Annotated in this window: 14 protein-coding genes; 8 read left to right on the top strand and 6 right to left on the bottom strand. The window is 65.3% G+C overall.

Annotated elements, in window-relative coordinates; all coding sequences use genetic code 11:
- Nucleotides 1-70 precede the first annotated feature (70 nt).
- Nucleotides 71-949 (top strand): DMT family transporter, encoded by an 879-nt coding sequence (locus QP915_RS09505; protein WP_284769172.1) that lies wholly within the window; start codon nucleotides 71-73, stop codon nucleotides 947-949.
- On the opposite strand, the gene QP915_RS09500 is transcribed toward QP915_RS09505, so the two are convergent.
- Nucleotides 946-2,073, bottom strand: coding sequence for a mannosyltransferase family protein (locus tag QP915_RS09500; protein ID WP_284769171.1), 1,128 nt, complete (start codon nucleotides 2,071-2,073; stop codon nucleotides 946-948). The genes QP915_RS09505 and QP915_RS09500 overlap by 4 nt on opposite strands.
- A gap of 217 nt (nucleotides 2,074-2,290) precedes the next feature.
- Between QP915_RS09500 and leuA the strand changes: the two genes are divergently transcribed.
- The 7 genes from leuA (at nucleotide 2,291) to QP915_RS09465 (ending at nucleotide 11,983) form a co-directional block, all read left to right on the top strand.
- Nucleotides 2,291-4,108, top strand: coding sequence for a 2-isopropylmalate synthase (gene leuA / locus QP915_RS09495; RefSeq protein ID WP_284769170.1), 1,818 nt, complete (start codon nucleotides 2,291-2,293; stop codon nucleotides 4,106-4,108).
- A 57-nt stretch (nucleotides 4,109-4,165) separates the two neighbouring features.
- Nucleotides 4,166-4,945, top strand: coding sequence for a hypothetical protein (locus tag QP915_RS09490; RefSeq protein WP_284769169.1), 780 nt, complete (start codon nucleotides 4,166-4,168; stop codon nucleotides 4,943-4,945).
- A 109-nt stretch (nucleotides 4,946-5,054) separates the two neighbouring features.
- Nucleotides 5,055-7,220: a hypothetical protein gene (locus QP915_RS09485; RefSeq protein WP_284769168.1), complete on the top strand. Its 2,166-nt coding sequence runs from the start codon at nucleotides 5,055-5,057 to the stop codon at nucleotides 7,218-7,220.
- 198 nt (nucleotides 7,221-7,418) lie between these two features.
- On the top strand, nucleotides 7,419-8,711 hold the full coding sequence (locus QP915_RS09480; protein ID WP_502869331.1) for a DNA polymerase III subunit epsilon: 1,293 nt from the start codon (nucleotides 7,419-7,421) through the stop codon (nucleotides 8,709-8,711).
- Between the two features lie 27 nt (nucleotides 8,712-8,738).
- Entirely contained in the window at nucleotides 8,739-10,016 is a 1,278-nt protein-coding gene (locus QP915_RS09475) for a Mur ligase family protein (protein WP_284769166.1), read from the top strand.
- Nucleotides 10,009-10,782, top strand: a complete 774-nt coding sequence (locus QP915_RS09470) for a type 1 glutamine amidotransferase (protein ID WP_284769165.1) — start codon at nucleotides 10,009-10,011, stop codon at nucleotides 10,780-10,782. The genes QP915_RS09475 and QP915_RS09470 overlap by 8 nt, the downstream gene beginning before the upstream one ends.
- 109 nt (nucleotides 10,783-10,891) lie before the next feature.
- A complete protein-coding gene (locus QP915_RS09465) occupies nucleotides 10,892-11,983 on the top strand; it encodes an HNH endonuclease signature motif containing protein (RefSeq protein ID WP_284769164.1) in 1,092 nt (363 codons plus the stop codon).
- A gap of 23 nt (nucleotides 11,984-12,006) precedes the next feature.
- Here the strand turns inward: QP915_RS09465 and recR are convergent, their stop codons facing one another.
- From recR to QP915_RS09440, 5 genes are all read right to left on the bottom strand, one after another.
- Nucleotides 12,007-12,663, bottom strand: coding sequence for a recombination mediator RecR (gene recR / locus QP915_RS09460; protein WP_005323161.1), 657 nt, complete (start codon nucleotides 12,661-12,663; stop codon nucleotides 12,007-12,009).
- A 70-nt stretch (nucleotides 12,664-12,733) separates the two neighbouring features.
- Nucleotides 12,734-13,102, bottom strand: coding sequence for a YbaB/EbfC family nucleoid-associated protein (locus QP915_RS09455; RefSeq protein ID WP_005327377.1), 369 nt, complete (start codon nucleotides 13,100-13,102; stop codon nucleotides 12,734-12,736).
- 62 nt (nucleotides 13,103-13,164) lie between these two features.
- Complete coding sequence (locus tag QP915_RS09450) at nucleotides 13,165-15,489, bottom strand: DNA polymerase III subunit gamma and tau (RefSeq protein ID WP_284769163.1); 2,325 nt, start codon at nucleotides 15,487-15,489, stop codon at nucleotides 13,165-13,167.
- 18 nt (nucleotides 15,490-15,507) lie between these two features.
- Nucleotides 15,508-16,098 carry a hypothetical protein gene (locus QP915_RS09445; RefSeq protein ID WP_284769162.1) on the bottom strand — a complete coding sequence of 197 codons (591 nt, stop codon included), beginning with the start codon at nucleotides 16,096-16,098 and terminating at the stop codon, nucleotides 15,508-15,510.
- Nucleotides 16,052-17,323 (bottom strand): aspartate aminotransferase type Ic, encoded by a 1,272-nt coding sequence (locus QP915_RS09440; protein WP_284769161.1) that lies wholly within the window; start codon nucleotides 17,321-17,323, stop codon nucleotides 16,052-16,054. The genes QP915_RS09445 and QP915_RS09440 overlap by 47 nt, the downstream gene beginning before the upstream one ends.
- Nucleotides 17,324-17,339 lie beyond the last annotated feature (16 nt).

Below are 17,339 nucleotides of genomic sequence, written 5' to 3'. Positions count from 1 at the left end.
CCCGAGCGTAAAGCGCGCCATGCGCCGGCCGTCCCCCATAGAGAAAAACGCGCGCCATGCAGCGCAGAATATGCATATAACAGGAATCTTTACTACCGTTGAGCGGGTGTTAAGCAACCTCCTCGCCATCTTTTTCGCGCTCGCATCCGCGCTGACGGTTGCTTGGGGCACGGTCGTCCGCCACCGCATTGCCCTCGACGCCGATGATTCGGTCATGCGTGCCGCCATGTCTAATCCCTTGTGGTGGGTGGGCACCGCGGCCGCGATTGGCGCCTACGGCCTGCAGGTTATCGCGCTCGGCTTCGGCACCTTGCTGGTCGTCCAGCCCATCTTGGTGCTGTCCTTGATGTTTACCCTGCCGCTCTCGGCATGGTACTCCGGCCGTAAGATGCCCTTCCACGAGGTTTTCTGGTCCATTGCGCTGACCATTGCGGTGGGCATCATGGTCATCTACGGCCGGCCGGTTGCCGGCAATCCCCGCCCAGAATGGAGCGATTGGTGGCCGGCGCTCCTCATAGGGTTGGCCACCCTCGCAATCCTCGGCGCGACGGCCGCAAAGCTACCGGATCAGCGCCCCTTGGCATTGGGCACGGCCTGCGGCGTTATTTATGGCTTCGTCGCCCTGCTTTCTAAGGCCGTGGTGGATATTTTCACTCATGAAGGCCTCACCACCCTATTGGCGAGCTGGCAGTTCTACGGCCTCATCGGCCTCGCGCTTACCGGCACGGTGGTACAGCAATATTCCTTCAACGCCGGCCCCCTTGCCCATTCCCTGCCGGCCATGACCATCTTTGAGCCCATCGTGGCCTTCGGCTTGGGATACATGGTCCTGGGAGAGAAATTCCTCATCGATACGGCCGTCGGTTGGGCAATTATGCTCATCGCCCTGACCGTCATGGTGCTGTCCACCATCGTGCTCTCCCGCAGCCCGGTGAGCCAGCGCGGTTAGATGGCCCACTCAAATACGCCGAGCATATAGGCCGAAAACCACGCGCCAAACAGGGCCCAGGCAATAACCGCCACGCTTGCCGACGCCCCCTTTTTCACCCACGGCAACAACACGATCACCGCCGGCAGGAGCAGCCGGGGCCGCGAGTGCATGATGCCATCAGAAAGCAGCACATTGGCCATAAGGACGGCGGAAAATAGCCAGGCCGCCAACGGCAGGCGGCGCCATGCCAGCACCAGGCATACCGGGGCAGCGATCATTACGCCGGCACTGAGCAGGTAGCCGCCATTGGTGGCCCCAGTCAGCGTCTCCCACAACCACATAGCCGTGGCTTTGCCGCCATCAAAGCCGGAATTCCAATGTTCTTTCTGGATACCAAAATAACCGCCGACATCTTTCAAGTGGCTGCTCGACCACCACAAATAGCCCACCAGCGGCACGACCGAAAACGCCACCGCGGCCCAGGCTCGCCAGTCCTTTCGGGCCCGCAGCAGCACCATAAGCCCAAAGACCGCAACGAGGTCCACCGCGGTAAGGCGCACGAGCCCGGCCACAAAGATATACGCCGCGGCGGCCCACCAGCGCTCGCCCACCAGCGCCACTACCGCCCAGATAGCCAGTGCCCCGAAAAGCGCTTCGGTATACGGCATAGAAAACACGATGGACATCGGCGCGCTAGTTACCACTACGGCGCTGAGCACTTGGGCCCACTTTCCCATGCCCATCTGCGCGGCTAGGGCCATCACCCCGGCGGCCAGCGCGATGCTAAAGAGCACGTTGAGCGCGATGGCAGTGCCAGCCTCACCGGTTCCCAAGATGCCGCTTACCGCACGCACCAGGAAGGGAAAGCCTGGAAAGAAGGCCATGGTTGTCTCATGGACCGGCCCATCCGTAGAGATATCCGCACCGAAGTACCCGCCGCGGGCAATTTCTACGTAGTGCTTGGCGTCCCACTTATTGAGCAGTCCCCAGAGCTTATCGTCCTGCACGGCGGCCACCGCCGCGAGCACGCCCACGCGCACTGCGGCTCCGATGAGCGCAACGAGCGCGGCAGGCGCCCACAAGGAGCGCAGTATGGACGACGAGTTGGATGCGGAATGGCGGGCAGTAGACACGAAAGGCATAGTACCGTACCGCCGTCGCGTCTCATTGAATGAAATCTCTTGCCACATAGTGAGAGAGCCTGTAGTGTGACCGATATGACACAGCGGATTGACCTACTCCTTATCTGCCGCGGCGGGATTTCGGCCTAAGCACTGGCCAGCGCCCCGTCGCGGAGTCCGGCTACCCAAGCCCAGCTGGCCGTCTCCCCACAGACACCACAGACAAGGAAACCGCACCATGTCCCCCACTGACTCTTTTATCAGCGCCCCTCGCGATATCACTACCCCCAACGGCCCACGCCGCGAGGGACAGCCCGCGTGGAATAAGCAGCGCGGCTCCGCCATGCCCCACGAGCGTTACCAGCCCTTCGCCATCGAGGTGGAAGACATCGATCTGCCGAACCGCACGTGGCCCAGCAAGAAAATCACGCACGCCCCGCAGTGGTGCGCGGTGGATCTGCGCGATGGCAACCAAGCGCTCATTGATCCCATGAGCCCAGAGCGCAAACACCGCATGTTCGACCTGCTGGTCAAAATGGGCTACAAGGAAATCGAGGTCGGCTTCCCGTCCGCCTCCCAAACGGATTTCAACTTCGTCCGCGAAATCATCGAGGGCAATAAGATTCCCGATGACGTCACCATCCAGGTACTAGTCCAGGCCCGCGAACACCTGATCCGCCGCACCTTTGAGGCCTGCGAGGGCGCCAAAAACGTCATCGTGCACTTCTATAACTCCACCTCGAAGCTGCAGCGCCGAGTGGTCTTCCGCAAGGACAAGCCCGCCATTAAGAAGCTGGCTACCGACGCCGCCGCACTCATCAAGTCCATCGCCGCGGACTACCCCGACACCACGTGGCGCTGGGAATACTCCCCCGAGTCCTTTACCGGCACCGAGCTGGACTTCGCCCGCGAGGTCTGCGATGAGGTAGTAGAAATCATGGATCCCTCCCCGGATAACCCGATGATCATCAACCTGCCCTCTACCGTGGAGATGATCTCGCCCAATGTCTACGCCGATTCCATCGAGTGGATGCACCGCAATTTGGCCCGCCGCGAGGACATCTTGCTTTCGCTGCACCCGCACAATGACCGCGGCGAGGGAATCGCCGCCGCCGAGCTGGGCTTTATGGCCGGCGCGGACCGCATCGAGGGCTGCCTATTTGGCAACGGCGAGCGCACCGGCAACGTCGATCTCATCACCCTGGGCCTGAACATGCTCACCCAGGGCGTGGACCCACAGATTGACTTCTCCGATCTGCCACAGATCCGCGAGACCGTCGAATACTGCAACCAGCTGCGCGTGCCGGAGCGCCACCCCTATGGCGGCGAGTTAGTCTTTACCGCCTTTTCCGGTTCCCACCAGGACGCTATCAACAAGGGCCTCGATGCGCTGGCGGCCACCATCCGCCCCGGCGCGAACAATACCGAGGTCTCGTGGGAAGAACTGCGCGAGGCCATCTGGGAGGTTCCCTACCTGCCCATCGATCCAAAGGACGTGGGCCGCGACTACCAGGCGGTCATCCGCGTCAACTCCCAGTCCGGCAAGGGCGGCGTTGCCTACATCATGAAGACCGACCACGGCATCAATATGCCGCGCGCCATGCAAGCGGAGTTTTCCACCGTGGTGCAGGAAATCACTGACTCCGAGGGCGGCGAGGTCAATTCCAAGAATATGTGGGACATCTTCGCCACCGAATTCCTAGACCGCGAGACTCCACTGGCCCTAGCGTCCTTCCATATGGACAATGCCCCAACGGACGAGGAGGACGCTGCCGTGACCGCCACCGTGACCTTCCGCGGGGAAAAGTCCACCGTCTCCGGCACCGGCAACGGCCCCATCGCGGCGTATGCCAACGCGCTGGAATCCCTGGGCATCGACTTCGAGGTCATGGAATACTCCCAGCAGTCCCGCTCCGCCGGCGACGACGCCGAGGCCGCCTGTTATATCGCAGCCGACGTTAACCAGAACAAGGTGTGGGGCGCCGGCATCGCCGGATCCACCACGCGGGCTTCCATTAACGCAATTAACTCCGCCGTCAATCGCGCCCTGGCCTAAGCCCGGCCGCCGGTGCTGCACACCAGTGCCGCACCCTGGCGTGGTAGAAGGGTGGGTATGCTTTCTTCTACCTACCTCATTCCGCACCGCGGCTTGGGCGCCGTGCAGACCTTGCCCGTCTATGGTGCGCAGACGAAGGAAAACCAGGAGTTCACCGTCACCTTGGCGCCCCGCCAGGACGGTGGCCTGGAGGTGCGCACCGACTCCCCCATCGGGCATATCACCAGCGCAGACCGCGCCGAATACCCCGAGATAGATCTGCTTTTTCGCGCTGGGCTCACTCCTGCGGCCACAGCCGCGCCGCAGCCCGATGGCTCCCTCTCGCTGCTCCTTCCCCGGCCGGGGCTCTGTTTGCCGGCCAATAACCCGCCGGCGGGTCCGTGGACGATGCTGGGCTATGCCCCACCCATCAACATCACCGACCTGCCCGCGGATTTAGATATTCCCGCCCACGCGCGTATGCACGTATTGGTGACGCTTTCACCCAGCACCACCGGATCCGGCGCCGATGCTTATTTGGGCCCGCAGTGGGTGGGGCGGCTGGATGGGGTGGACGTCGCCAAGCAGGGCACAACCCTGGCCCATGCCTACCATGCGCCGCGCAGCGCCGGCCGGGTGCTCAGTATCTATGCGGGTGCGCCGCTGCCGGATTCAAAGGAGGCCTCGCTTGCCGACGCCACCCCTACCTCCCCCGCCGCCACCGAAACCTTCGAAACCACCAGCTTCCGCGCCGTCAACGTCAATGACTCTGCACCGCGCCGCCAGCAGTGGTGGCCCGCCCTCATTGCCCTACTGGTAATTGCCGCGCTTATCGCCGTACTTATTTTTATTCTGTAGAAACTTTTGGGCAGGATAACACCCCGTTCTCGCGGGTTTGGGAAATTGGAAATCGCCCCTAGCGATGCTTAAAATGCGAAGTAACAATTGTCCGCATGGAAAGGCCCCAATGACTTCGCTGGATTCCGCCACCTACGTGGTCCCTGACCACGGTTTTGGCGTGATCCATAACCTGCCTATTGCGGATGTGTCGCCGGAGATTTTCAGCGATTTGCTCGAATCCACAGCCGCGGAAAACGGTTACCTTTCCGCGGAGCTCGGCCCCCGCACCGCCGAGGAAGGCTTCGCGATTCGGATCGGTGACTCACTTGTGGGCCACCTCAGTTCTGCCGATTCCCAGGCCTATGCCCTCTTTGACTGGATTCTCAGCGCCGGCCTGCACCCACGCGCCACCGCCCATGTGAGTATGACGGATGCCTCTGGGGAAGACTGGCCCACACTGAACCTGCTCCTGCCGGCGCCGCACCTGTGCATTCCCGCCAATAACCCGCCGGCGCAGCGCTGGACCATGCTGCCCGGCGAGACCACCGCCACGCTGACGGAGTTTTCCAAGGACGTCACCGCCTTTCCGCACACTGACGAGCACTACCTCGTTTCTTTGCGCACCCGCGGTTTCCTGCGCCGCAATACCGTCGACGTCTATATCAATAGCACCTTCTTAGGCTCCCTTCCCCGGGAAGCCGCCCGCGAGATCGCCCCCGCCGTGCTCGACTGCACCAAGACCGGCCGCCTCGCCATTGCCCACGGTTACTTCCACTACAACGCCGATGACCGCCCCGCGCTCACCATTTATGCGCATAACGCCGCCAATAAGCACCACGCGGGCCTAATTTTGGGCGTCGTCGCCGGTGGCACCGCCATCATGTCCGCTGCTACGGCAGCTCGCGCTCAGGCTGCATCCGCTGTCCCCGGCGGCCCCGCTACCGGTGTCTCTACCGCTGGCACCTCCGCAGCCAGCGGTTTCAGCGTCACCTCTGCCGCCGGTGCTGCCGGCGCATCCGGTGCCGTGACCTCGAACCTGCTGGCCGCAGCCGGCGTCGCCGTGCTCGTTGGTGGCGGTGCCACCGTAGCCACCAACCTGCTGAGCGAGGACGAAGCCCTTTCAGACACCAACACGCATTCCACCGCGCCCGCTCCGGAAGACAACCATTCCTCCCTCGATTCTTCCCACTTCGACGGCAATGGCCCCAAGCGCCCCGCGCACCCCGCCACGCCGCGCATCCACGATGCCGGCCCCACCAGCGGTACCTCAGCTCAGCCCCCGCTTGCCGACGCCCCCTCCACTTCGCAGACCACGAAGAAGCCCAGCGCGACGCACTCTCCCCATGCTGACCGTGCCCAAGCCCCTGCCGCCGACAACCGACGTGGCCACCACAGCGAACCCCGCGGCGGCCACCACGGCGAGGATTCCCAGGCAATTTCCCGCGCTGCCTCCGCCGCGGCCGCTGCCGCCATGGCCGCAGCCAATGACGTCGCCTCGGCCCCAGCCCCGGAACCGGCACCGGCACCGTCTCGGACCACGCCTGCCTCGACGCCATCCTCCAGCTCGGAACCCGCACCCCAGGTAGCAGCCAAGGGACCGACCGCAACCTCCTCGTCCTCCCAGTCTGCCGAGCCTTCCCAGACCACGGAGTCCACGAAGAGCACGACATCTGCGGAGCCGTCCTCTGAGGCATCCTCGCCTGCCGAGCCGTCCGATCTGCCGACCTCAAGCGCGTCTACCTCGGAAAAGACAACTTCCGAGGAAACGACGACTGAAACTACCACCGCAGCCTCGACGGAAAAGCAGACCGCAGAGCCTTCCAGCTCCGCCACCAGTTCTGCCACGAGCGAGCCAACGTCTGAGCCGACCCAGGCTGCAGACCCGTCTACGCCCACCTCAGCGCCTGAGTCTTCGGAACCAAAGCCCTCGGAGTCGACCGCGCCTACGACGACGTCTCCGTTGCTGACCTCGGAGTCCGAGCCTGAGCCGGCGCCGGATACCACTATCCCAGGTTCCGAGCTCGAACCAACGCCAGAGCCGGAGACCACTGCACCTACGACGACGATCCCTGGCTCTGAACTCGAACCCACCCCGAAGCCAGAACCAGAGATCACCGTAGAGCCTGAACCGGCACTGCCTACTACGGACCGCGGCGCACCGGATGAACCGGAGGTGCCCCTGGTACCGCTCGAGCCGGAGGAGCCGCAGCAGTCGGAGGAACCGGGGCGACCTGAAGAGCCCGAGGAGCCAACGACCCCGCCGAAGGTCATCGTCATCGTCGCCGAAAATTAAGCGGCGCGCCCTGTCCCCCTGCACGAAATGCGGGATACTACACTGAGTTTAATGAACAACACACCTGGCCCCTCCCCGCAGCACACGCCGGCGTCGGCCCCAGCGCCGTCGCCCGCGACGGTGGCTTCGCGCCACGCGGCCAGGTCCACAGCGCCCAAACCGGGCGCAGAACAGCGACGCGCCCGGCCGCGCCGCGCGGTGCGACCGTCCGGCGAACCGGACGCCGCAAAACCCAAGCCGATACCAAAGCCAAAGCCGCACCCATCTGCCCGCCACGAGCGACCTGCCGCGCCGAAAGCGGCTAACCAGAAGCCACAGCAGCCGCAGCAAGCCGACTCATCCACCGATGCGGCCGACTACCCCTACGTGGCGCTGACCCTACAGACCACCGGCATCCACCCCAGCACCGGGCGCATCGTGACTATCGACGCCATCGCATTCAACGACGCCGGCGAACAAGGCCAGCTCTTCCACGCCGTCCTCAAGCCCGATATCGATGCCGGCCCGCGCCACCTCCACGGGCTGAGCACCACCGATATTGAGCAGGCACCCGCCTTTGGCAAAATCCTTAAATCGCTGGACAAGCTTATCGATGGCCGCACGCTCATCGTCCACGATCTCCCCTATACCTGGGGCTTTATCGTCGCCGAGGCCCGCCGCGCCATGATGGCCGCCGCCCGCCAAAATCGCGCCCGCAACCGCGGCCGCAACAAGGGCCGCCGGCGCCGCCAAAAGGTCGGACACGTCCCCACACCGGTTCGCATTATCGATACCTTGGCCACCTCTTATGCGCAGCAGGTGCGATCGAATGATGTGCGTTTAGGGGGCGTCGCCAAGCAGAGCGGCCTGGACGCCACGCCGAAAGCCTCGGTGGAGCGCGCCGGCCGGCCCGAGCCGGAAACCTCACGCGAGGACACCGAGCTGCTCATCGCGCTCTACCGCCAGCAAGAAGGCGGAACTGTGCGCAGCTATGCGCCCGAAGACGTGCGCGCCGATCGCTTCGGCCTGCAACGCTCCCACGTGCGCGTCGACGCCGCCGAGGCCCCCGTCCAGCACCACAATCCCGGCAAATACGAACCGGGCAAGGAGCTGCGCCGCGGCATGGAGATCGTGGTCGCACCGGAAATCCTCGAGGATCCGGACACCATCATCGCCGCGCTCATGCGCGAGGAGCTCAATTATTCGGAAAAGCTTACCCGCGAGTCCTCGCTGGTTATCTGCAATGTCACCACAGATCTGGTGGGAAAGCCCATGCATGCCCACCGCAAGGGCATTCCGCTGATGTCGGATGCCGCGTTTCTTGACGCCCTCGCGCGCATCGAAGACGCCGAGCCCGCACCCGAATCCGCTAAGCCTGCGCCGCGGGCCCAACGCTCACCGCAGCACAACAAAAAGGGCGGCGGTAAGAACAACAAGCGGCGCCGGCGCCGCGGTGGTCGCGGCAGAGGCCGACGAAATTCTGGCGGCTCGGCGGGGAAAAAGAACGACTAAGCCGCCCGCCCGACTACCCTAGGGGACATGAGTTTTAGAGTCCCGGGTGCGCTGAAAAGGTTGCGCACCACCACTGCCACTACCGCCGCGAAGCTGGCCACCACCGCTTCCCGCGCCACCGGCCGTGGCGCCGGCGGAATGATCGGTGGTCTAATCGCCAATGCCATTGACCCTTCCATCATGACCAACCTGGGCGGTGGGCGCCCGGCCGTGCTGGTTACCGGCACCAACGGCAAGTCCACTACCACCCGCATGTTGGCCGCGGCGGTCCGCGCCGAGCACACCGTAGCCACCAACGACGGCGGCGACAACATGGACGCCGGCATCATCTCCGCGCTCATGGCCGGCAAAGACGCCTCGCACCTGGTCCTCGAGGTGGACGAGCTCCACGTGCCCCACGTGGCCGATAACCTCAACCCGCAGGCCCTAGTCCTGCTCAACCTCACCCGCGACCAGCTGGACCGCGTGGGCGAAATCAACAAGATTGAGCGCGCGCTGCGCGGCGCCGTCGAGGCCCACCCGGACATGCTCGTCATCGCCAATTGCGACGACGTGCTCATGACCTCCGTGGCCTATGACGCCAAGAATGTCATCTGGGTCTCGGCCGGCGCCGGCTGGCTCGGCGATTCCGTCACCTGCCCGCGCACCGGCGGGCACGTCGTGCGCACCGAGGATGACTGGTACGCCGTTAAGCCGCTTGCCGACGGCCGCGAATTCCGCCGGCCGCAGCCTACCTGGGGCGTCGATAAGCGGGGCATCATCACCCCGACCGCCAAGCGTCCGCTGAACCTGGCGCTGCCCGGCCGCGCGAACCGGGGCAACGCCGCCCAAGCCATCGCCGCGGCCGTGCAGGGCTTCGGTGTGGACCTCGATAAGGCCATTGCGGCCGCCGAAGGCATCGACGACGTCGCCGGCCGCTACTCCACCATCCACTGGAAGGGCCGCGAAATTCGCCTGCTGCTGGCCAAGAACCCGGCCGGCTGGCAAGAAGCCCTGTCCATGGTGGACCGCAGCGCCGATGGCCTGGTCATTGCCACCAACGGCCAGGTGGCCGATGGCATCGACATGTCCTGGCTGTGGGACGTGAAATTCGAAGGCTTCAATGGCTTAAGCGTCAAGGCCGCCGGCGAGCGCGGCACCGACCTCGCCGTGCGCCTGGTCTACGCGGATATCTCCCACGAGCTCATCCCCGATCCCATGGACGCGCTCGCCGCCTGCCCGGAGGGCCGCATCGAAGTCCTCGCCAACTACACCGCCTTCCGCGATTTGAAGAAGGCGCTTTCCAAGGAGGCCACCAATGCTTAATATCGGCCTAGTGCTTCCCGACGTCCTCGGCACCTACGGCGACGACGGCAACGCCCTCGTCCTGCGCCAACGCGCCCGCATGCGCGGCTTCGAGGCGGAGATTCACCCCATCCGCTTGGGCGAGCCCGTGCCCGAGACGCTGGATATCTACACCCTCGGCGGCGGCGAAGATACCGCGCAGATCCTCGCCGCGGACCACCTGATTTCCGATGGCGGCCTCACCCGCGCCGCTAACGCCGGCCGCCCCATTTTTGCCATTTGCGCCGGCCTGCAGGTCCTGGGCGAATCCTTCCGCGCCTCCGGCCGCATCGTCGACGGCGTCGGGCTGCTCGACGCCACCACGGCCGGCATGCAGGACCGCGCCATCGGCGAGGTAGCCTCCGAGCCCACCCGCGCCGGTGTCACCGCGGACCTCACCGAGCCGCTGACCGGCTTTGAAAACCACCTGGGGGCCACCATCCTCGGCCCGTCCGCGCAGCCGCTCGGCACGCTCACCCGCGGCAATGGCAACGCCGACCAGGCCGCCACCGCCGACCTCAGCGACGGCTCCGCCCAGCGCACCTACGAAGGCGCCGTCCAAGGCAGCGTCATCGCCACCTATATGCACGGCCCGGCGCTGGCCCGAAACCCGCAGTTGGCGGATCTCCTCCTCGCCCAAGCCATGGGCGTGCCCCTCGCGGACCTCGAGCCGATTGATATCCCGGCCGTCGACCGCCTGCGCGTCGAACGTTTCAACGCCTCCGAGCCCCCGCGCTCCCAAAGATAGGCCCACACCTGTGGATAACTTCGCCCGGCGGCCCCACAACCCCCGAGTTATCCACAGGCTCGGCCGCCACCCCTTGTAGCCGCGTGCCCCCGCCCATAGGCTGCGGGGCATGACGTTATTGGAGCAGCTGGGCGATATCGCTAAGCGCGGCGTGGAACTTCTCGAAGAGGCCCACGCCGCCTCCAGCCTGCCCTTGCCCGCGGACCAAGCGCGCACCTTGCGCCGCACCGCCGCGGCCTTCCTCTCGCCCACCAGCCACTCGCGCTACCAATCCCGCGCCCTGGCCGCCGCGCGCCGCAACCAACACAGCCTGGAGACCCTCGCGCTCATCGCCCGCCGCTCGCGCGGCATTTCTGACCCCACCAAGCGCTGGCAATTTCGCGAGAAGCTGTGCGCCACCGCCGGCACTACCGCGCAGGTCTCGCGCGCGGCGACTCGGCTGCTGCGCGAAATCAACCCGCCGCCCGAGCGCGAAGACGGCGGCCGCCGCATCATGCACGGCGAGAAAACTACTCTGAGTTTCACCGGCCCCGCCGCGCAGATGGCCGATATCTGGGCCGCCGCCAAGTCCGACCCGCTGGCCTGGCTCACCGGTTCCCGCGCCGCCGCGCCCGCGACCGTGACCACCAATGTCATCATCGAGCTGCCGGATTACCTGAAAATCCTGGCCGGCGACGGCGACGACATCCGCCTCGCGATGACCAATGGCGCGACCATCACCGGCGCCGAACTCGTCCGCCGCACCCTAGCCGGCGCCGGCCTGTTCACGCTCATCCACCCCGAGCGCGGCCCCGTCAACCTATACCGCACCCGGCAGGCCTCCCCTAAGCAGCGTCGCATGCTCGAGGCCGAAGGCGCCCGCTGCGCCTGGCCCGCTTGCCGACGCCCCGCCTCCGAATGCCAAGCCCACCACCTCATCGAATACTCCCGCGGCGGCCTCACCCACCCCGAAAACATGACGCTGCTCTGCCCGTATCACAACTCCATCAACGGGCTGCCGGGCCGCGGACGGATGGCGCGCATTCGCGGTCGAATCGCTTGGCTCCCGCCCGCCAGCCGGCACAACGCTACGCCTAGCAGCATGCATAGCGATCACAGCGGTGTACACAGCAACGCGGAGAGCGGGATGGCCAGCAAGGCGCACGGCCCGCCGGTGTTCACCGGCCGCGCGCGAACCGGGCCCACGGCCGCCGTCCCCTAGCCCGCGCTTGCGGATTCCCCGCGTTAAATGGTCAGGCGGCCAGAGAGCGCGCGGGACAAGGTGAGCTCGTCCACGAACTCCAGATCGCCTCCGAGCGGCATGCCGGAGGCCAATCTGGTGATCTTCAAATCAGGGAAGTCACGCAGCAACCGCACCAGGTATGCGGCGGTGGCCTCGCCCTCAGTATTGGGGTCGGTGGCGAGAATGACTTCGTGGATGGTGGGGGTGGCGTCGTAAAGCGGGGCTTCAGGGGTGGAATCCGCCAGCTCGCGGTCGGGCAGCACGCCGCCCAGGCGCTGTAGCAGCGTGGAAATATTCAGATCGCGCGGGCCCACATTCGCCAGCGGATCCAGCGCGCCACCCAAAACGTGATAGCGACCCTCATACTCGCCGGTGCGCTCGATGACCTGGATATCCTTCGGCTCTTCCACCACGCAAATGGTCGAGGCGTCGCGCTGCGAATTAATGCAGATGCGGCAGACATCCTCGCGGGAAATATTGCAGCAGATGCGGCAAAAGGTCACGCCATCGCGCACCGCGCCCAATGCGTTCTGCAGCCGCTCGATGTCCTCGGGCTCCATGTGCAAAACGTGAAACGCGATGCGCTGCGCCGATTTCGGGCCAATGCCCGGCAGGCGCGAAAACTCGTCGATGAGGTCTTGCAGAGGTCCTTCAAACATCAATTACTCCCAAATCAGCAAAAGGCCGCGGCCCCAACCGGGGCAACGGCCTTTTATCGTATCGCGCGGGCTACTGGTTGCCGCCGAAGACATCCTCAAAAGACGGGCCACCCTGGCCGCCCATGCCCTGGGACAGCGGGCCAATCTTTTCCTGTGCCAGGCGGCCGGCCGCAGCGTGGGCCTCCTTGAACGCTCCCATGACCAGGTCCTGCAGGGTGTCGACGTCCTCTGGGTCCACGACAGACTTATCGATCTGCAGGTCCACGAGCTCGGCACCGCCGGTCATGGTCACCTTAACCAGGCCGTTGCCTGCCTGGCCCTCGACGTTGGTGGCGAGGATTTCTTCCTGCGCCTTCTGCAGGTCCGCCTGCACCTGCGCGGCCTGCGCGATGAGGTCGTTCATGTCATTTGCCTGCTGCATTGGGTCTTGGTCAGCCATGTTGTTTCCTTTCTAAATCAACTGTAAATTTCGCTACCGCCCGAGTGTACCGTGCTTGCCGGTTAGGCACGCCGGGCGCCCAGCTCGCGCTCCAGCAGCTCCATAGCTACCTCGGTAGCGCTGCGATGATCCATCTCGCCGGTGGACTGCGCGGCCTCCATCATGTCGCGCTCTTCGTCGTCGCGGGTGTAGGCCGGCGGCTCCTCGGGCGGAGCGGCAAAGTCCGGCTCAGGCTCGGGCGGCAGCGGCACGCCGTTGCTGAACTGCGATTCATCGCGCTGCTTGGCAGCCTGCGTCGCCCGTGCGATGCGCGAGCGCCACCCGGGCGCGCTTTCCGGTTTACTCTCCGCCTCCTGGTCGTCGGCAGGCTCGCGCGCCGGCGGATTAGGCTTCCACGCTTCTTTGCTCTGCGGCGGCCGCGGGGCATCGAAACCGGCGGTCTTCGGGTCGGTACCCACCACACAGGTCACGGCCACATCGCGCTGGAACTCCTCCTTGAGCACCTCCACGATGACGGCGTTATTGGCGGGCGCGTTGATGCGCTCGGCCAGCGCGCCGGTGGTGTGTCCCAGCGTCAGGGTGCCATCGCGGAAGCCAAGCACGCGGGCTTCGGCCAGCATGATTTCGGCCACCTTATTCCGCTTTCCGACGCTCCCCCTCAACGCCACCCATTTCTCCCTCACGGCCTCTGCGAAGTCGCCTGTCGGCTCCTCCGCCGCCTGTGATTGCGCGGCAGGTTCCGGCGCAGTTTCCTCCGCACGGGCCGGCACGGGCTTCTCCAGTGGCTCGCGATGCTTCTCCTCAGCCGACGCTGAGTGCGACGCCTCGCTCTGCGCCGACTGCGCCGATTGCTGCTCGGACACCTCTGCCTGCGGGATTTTCCGCTCACGCTGCCACGGGTCCCCAGCCTCTTGCTGCTGCGGTTGCGGCTCTTGGTTCTGAGGCTTCTGCGTGCGTTGCGCCTCGGCGGCCGCCGGCTGCTCGGGTTGCGCCTTCGGCTGCGCATCCGGTTGCGATTCCGGTTGGGACGGGACCTGCGGTTGCGGCTGAGCGGCCGGTGCAGAGGTTGGAGCAGAAGAAGGGGCAGAAGCCTGCTGCTCCTGGGACTTAGCGCGGCGACGAGCGATAATGGCAGCAGCGGCGGACTGGGGGTCTTGGGCACCGGCAACGGCGGAGTTGGCCGCGGGAGCACCGCCCGGGGTCGCAGGGCCAGCCGGCGCGGGCGAGACCGCGGCAGCGTTGGCAGCGGGGGCGGTAGCCGCTGCGGGTGCTGGCGCGGAAGCAGCCGGACCGGTGGACCCGATAAGCAGATGCGCGCACATGATTTCCAGCAGCAGGCGCGGCGAGGTCGCGCCGGTAAGGTCGCTGATGCGATCGTTGACCGTGGAGGCCAGGTAAGTCAGCTGCGGGCCGGAAAAGCGCTGCGCCTGGGCGGTGAGCACGGAGGCGCGGTCGGTAGGCGCGGAGACGAGGCCGGCCTCGATGGCGCCGGGCACGGCCTGCAAGATCATCAAATCGCGCAAACGGTCGAGCAAATCGACGGCGAAGCGGCGCGGGTCGTGGCCGGCCTCGATGACGTGGTCGACCATCGCGAAGAGGCCGGGTTTGTCTTGGTTAGCGAGGGTTTCGATGGCGTCGTCAAGCAGCGAGACATCGGTGACACCCAAAAGCGGCCGGGCAAGGTCATAGGTCAGGCCATCGGGCCCGGCGCCGGCCAGCAGCTGGTCCAGCAGAGACAAAGTATCGCGCGGGGAACCGCCGCCCGCCTCAATGACCATGGGGTACACGGCGTCTTCGACCTGCACGCCTTCGGCCGCAACGGTGCGCTGCAGCAAGCCCTTCATGGCCGGCGGGGTCAACAGGCGGAAGGGATAGTGGTGGGTACGCGAGCGAATGGTGCCGATGATCTTCTCCGGCTCCGTGGTCGCGAAGATGAAAATGACGTGCTCGGGCGGCTCCTCCACGACCTTGAGCAGTGCGTTCGCACCGGAGGGCGAGATCATATGCGCCTCGTCAATGATGAAGATGCGGTAGCGCGATTCGGCCGGAGCGTAGTAGGCGCGGTCGCGCAGCTCGCGCATGTCCTCCACGCCGTTGTGCGAGGCGGCGTCGAGCTCCGTCACGTCCAGGTTGCCGGGGCCGCCGGGGGCGAGGGAGACGCAGGAATCGCATTTGCCGCACGGCGTCGAGGTCGGCCCGTGCTCGCAGTTGAGCGAGCGGGCCATAATCCGCGCCGAGGAGGTCTTGCCGCAGCCGCGCGGGCCGGAAAAGAGGTAGGCGTGGTTGATGCGCCCTGCATCAAGGGCGGCGGATAGCGGCGTGGTGACCTGCTCTTGGCCCACGACCTCCGCGAACGTTGCTGGACGATATTTCCGGTATAAAGCCACGGTTAGCCAGTTTACCGGCTAACCCTCGCGCGACCAGTCCAGCAGGTCAATGCCCTGCTCGGCCACCGCTCCCTGCAGCTTGCCGACGCCCTCTTCTACCCCAAACGCATATTCCGAATCCGTCAGCATGAGCAGCTGCAAGATGAGGGTCAGGCGGCCCTCCTCGCGAAACTGCGGGGTCTGCCCGCCCCACAGGTACGGCGCGATGAACAGTCCGTGGTGCACGGTGATATCTGGGACGTCAAGGATGGACGGCAGCATCACGCCCGGCTGCGCCGGCAGCAGGCCGCCGGCCTTTTCGAAAGTGTCAGCCGCGGCGTTGATGGCGGCGGCCACCTCGGGCTGCCCGGTGCGCGCCACCGTGAGCAGCTCACAGCGCACGTCGGCACCGTCGTCCTGGCTTTGCAGGCCGGTGTCGGTGGTGTTGAAGGTGGTGGTAAGGGCGAGCGATTGGGCGTCGGCAAGCGAGGCAAGGCCTAGCCGGCGCTCCTCAACGTAGCGAAACTCCAGCGGCGCCGGGATAATCTCGCTCAGCCACAGGGCAGACTCGTCGGCGTTGATATTAGGCCCCCAGCTTCTCCACGGCGGCGAGCAGGACGCAGGTGGCAACGCCGTCCATCGCGGCCTCGACCTCTTCCTGCGGCGGCAGGGTTGGGGCGAGGCGGATATTGCGGTCGTTATCGTCCTGACCATAAGGGAAGGCGGATCCGGCCTGAGTGAGCAGGATGCCGGCATCGCGCGCGAGCTCCCAGACGCGGTTGGCGGTGCCGTCGACGACGTCGAGGGAGATGAAGTAGCCGCCCTTCGGGGTGGTCCACTGCGCCACCTCGTACTCGCCGAGGCGCTTGTCCAGGATGCGCAGCACGGCATCGAACTTGGGCTTAATCAGCGCTGCGTGGCGGCGCATCACGGCGCGCACGCCCTCGGCGGAGCCGAAGAACTCGTGGTGCGCCAGCTGGTTAATCTTATTGGGGCCGATGCCGCGGATGCCCGCGTGCTCCAGGTACCACTCGAGGTTGTCCTCCGAGGTGCCGAAGAAGCCCACGCCCGCGCCCGCGAAGGTGATCTTCGAGGTCGAAGACATGGCCCAGAAGCGATTCGGGTTGCCTTCTTCCGCAGCGATATCCAGAATCGGCAGGATTTCCGGGAAGTCCTCAGTCAGGGTGTGCACGGCGTAGGCGTTATCCCACACGATGCGGAAATCCGGCGCGCCGGCCTCCATGCGGGCGAGGCGGCGGGCCTTGTCTTCAGAAATCACGGCACCGGTGGGGTTAGCGAACATCGGCACTACCCACATGCCCTTGACTGCCGGATCCGCCACCAGCTTTTCGACGGCCTCTACATCCGGCCCGTCCTCCTCCATTGGCACCGTGACCAGCTCGAAGCCGAATTGCTCCGTGATGGCAAAGTGACGGTCGTAGCCCGGCACCGGGCAAATCCACTTGAGCTTTTCTTCCTTGCTCCACGGCTTCGCGGAGTCATTGGTGCCGAAGAGAAACGCCCAAGAAATCAGGTCGAACATGATGTTCAGCGAGGACGAGTCTGCGGCAACCAGCAGCTCTGGGTCCATGTTGGTCAGCTTGCCCCAGATATCGCGCAGTTCTTTGATGCCCTTTTGGTTGCCGTAGTTACGCAGGTCGTTTCCGGCCGCGTCGGTGTAATGGCCTAGGCCGGGCAAAGCGAGGAGATCGTTGGAGAGGTCCAGCTGCGCCTTCGCTGGCTTGCCGCGGGTCAGGTCCAATTTCAGGCCCTTAGCCTTAAGATCTTCGTAGTCCTTACGGACCTGGGCGGCGAGCTTCGCGAGTTCGGACGATTCCAAAGTAAGAAGCGACATGCGTATGTCTACCTTC

It is taken from the genome of Corynebacterium sp. MSK158 (assembly GCF_030229085.1).
GTDB lineage: Bacteria > Actinomycetota > Actinomycetes > Mycobacteriales > Mycobacteriaceae > Corynebacterium.
Note: the sequence above shows the minus strand (reverse complement) of the source record. Positions and strands in the feature narration are given on the sequence as shown.

Bases quoted from the DNA above. Each gene is read 5' to 3' on its own strand.
- QP915_RS09505 (WP_284769172.1), top strand. From the start codon at position 71: ATGCATATAACAGGAATCTTTACTACCGTTGAGCGGGTGTTAAGCAAC.
- QP915_RS09500 (WP_284769171.1), bottom strand. From the start codon at position 2,073: ATGCCTTTCGTGTCTACTGCCCGCCATTCCGCATCCAACTCGTCGTCC.
- leuA (WP_284769170.1), top strand. From the start codon at position 2,291: ATGTCCCCCACTGACTCTTTTATCAGCGCCCCTCGCGATATCACTACC.
- QP915_RS09490 (WP_284769169.1), top strand. From the start codon at position 4,166: ATGCTTTCTTCTACCTACCTCATTCCGCACCGCGGCTTGGGCGCCGTG.
- QP915_RS09485 (WP_284769168.1), top strand. From the start codon at position 5,055: ATGACTTCGCTGGATTCCGCCACCTACGTGGTCCCTGACCACGGTTTT.
- QP915_RS09475 (WP_284769166.1), top strand. From the start codon at position 8,739: ATGAGTTTTAGAGTCCCGGGTGCGCTGAAAAGGTTGCGCACCACCACT.
- QP915_RS09470 (WP_284769165.1), top strand. From the start codon at position 10,009: ATGCTTAATATCGGCCTAGTGCTTCCCGACGTCCTCGGCACCTACGGC.
- QP915_RS09465 (WP_284769164.1), top strand. From the start codon at position 10,892: ATGACGTTATTGGAGCAGCTGGGCGATATCGCTAAGCGCGGCGTGGAA.
- recR (WP_005323161.1), bottom strand. From the start codon at position 12,663: ATGTTTGAAGGACCTCTGCAAGACCTCATCGACGAGTTTTCGCGCCTG.
- QP915_RS09455 (WP_005327377.1), bottom strand. From the start codon at position 13,102: ATGGCTGACCAAGACCCAATGCAGCAGGCAAATGACATGAACGACCTC.
- QP915_RS09440 (WP_284769161.1), bottom strand. From the start codon at position 17,323: ATGTCGCTTCTTACTTTGGAATCGTCCGAACTCGCGAAGCTCGCCGCC.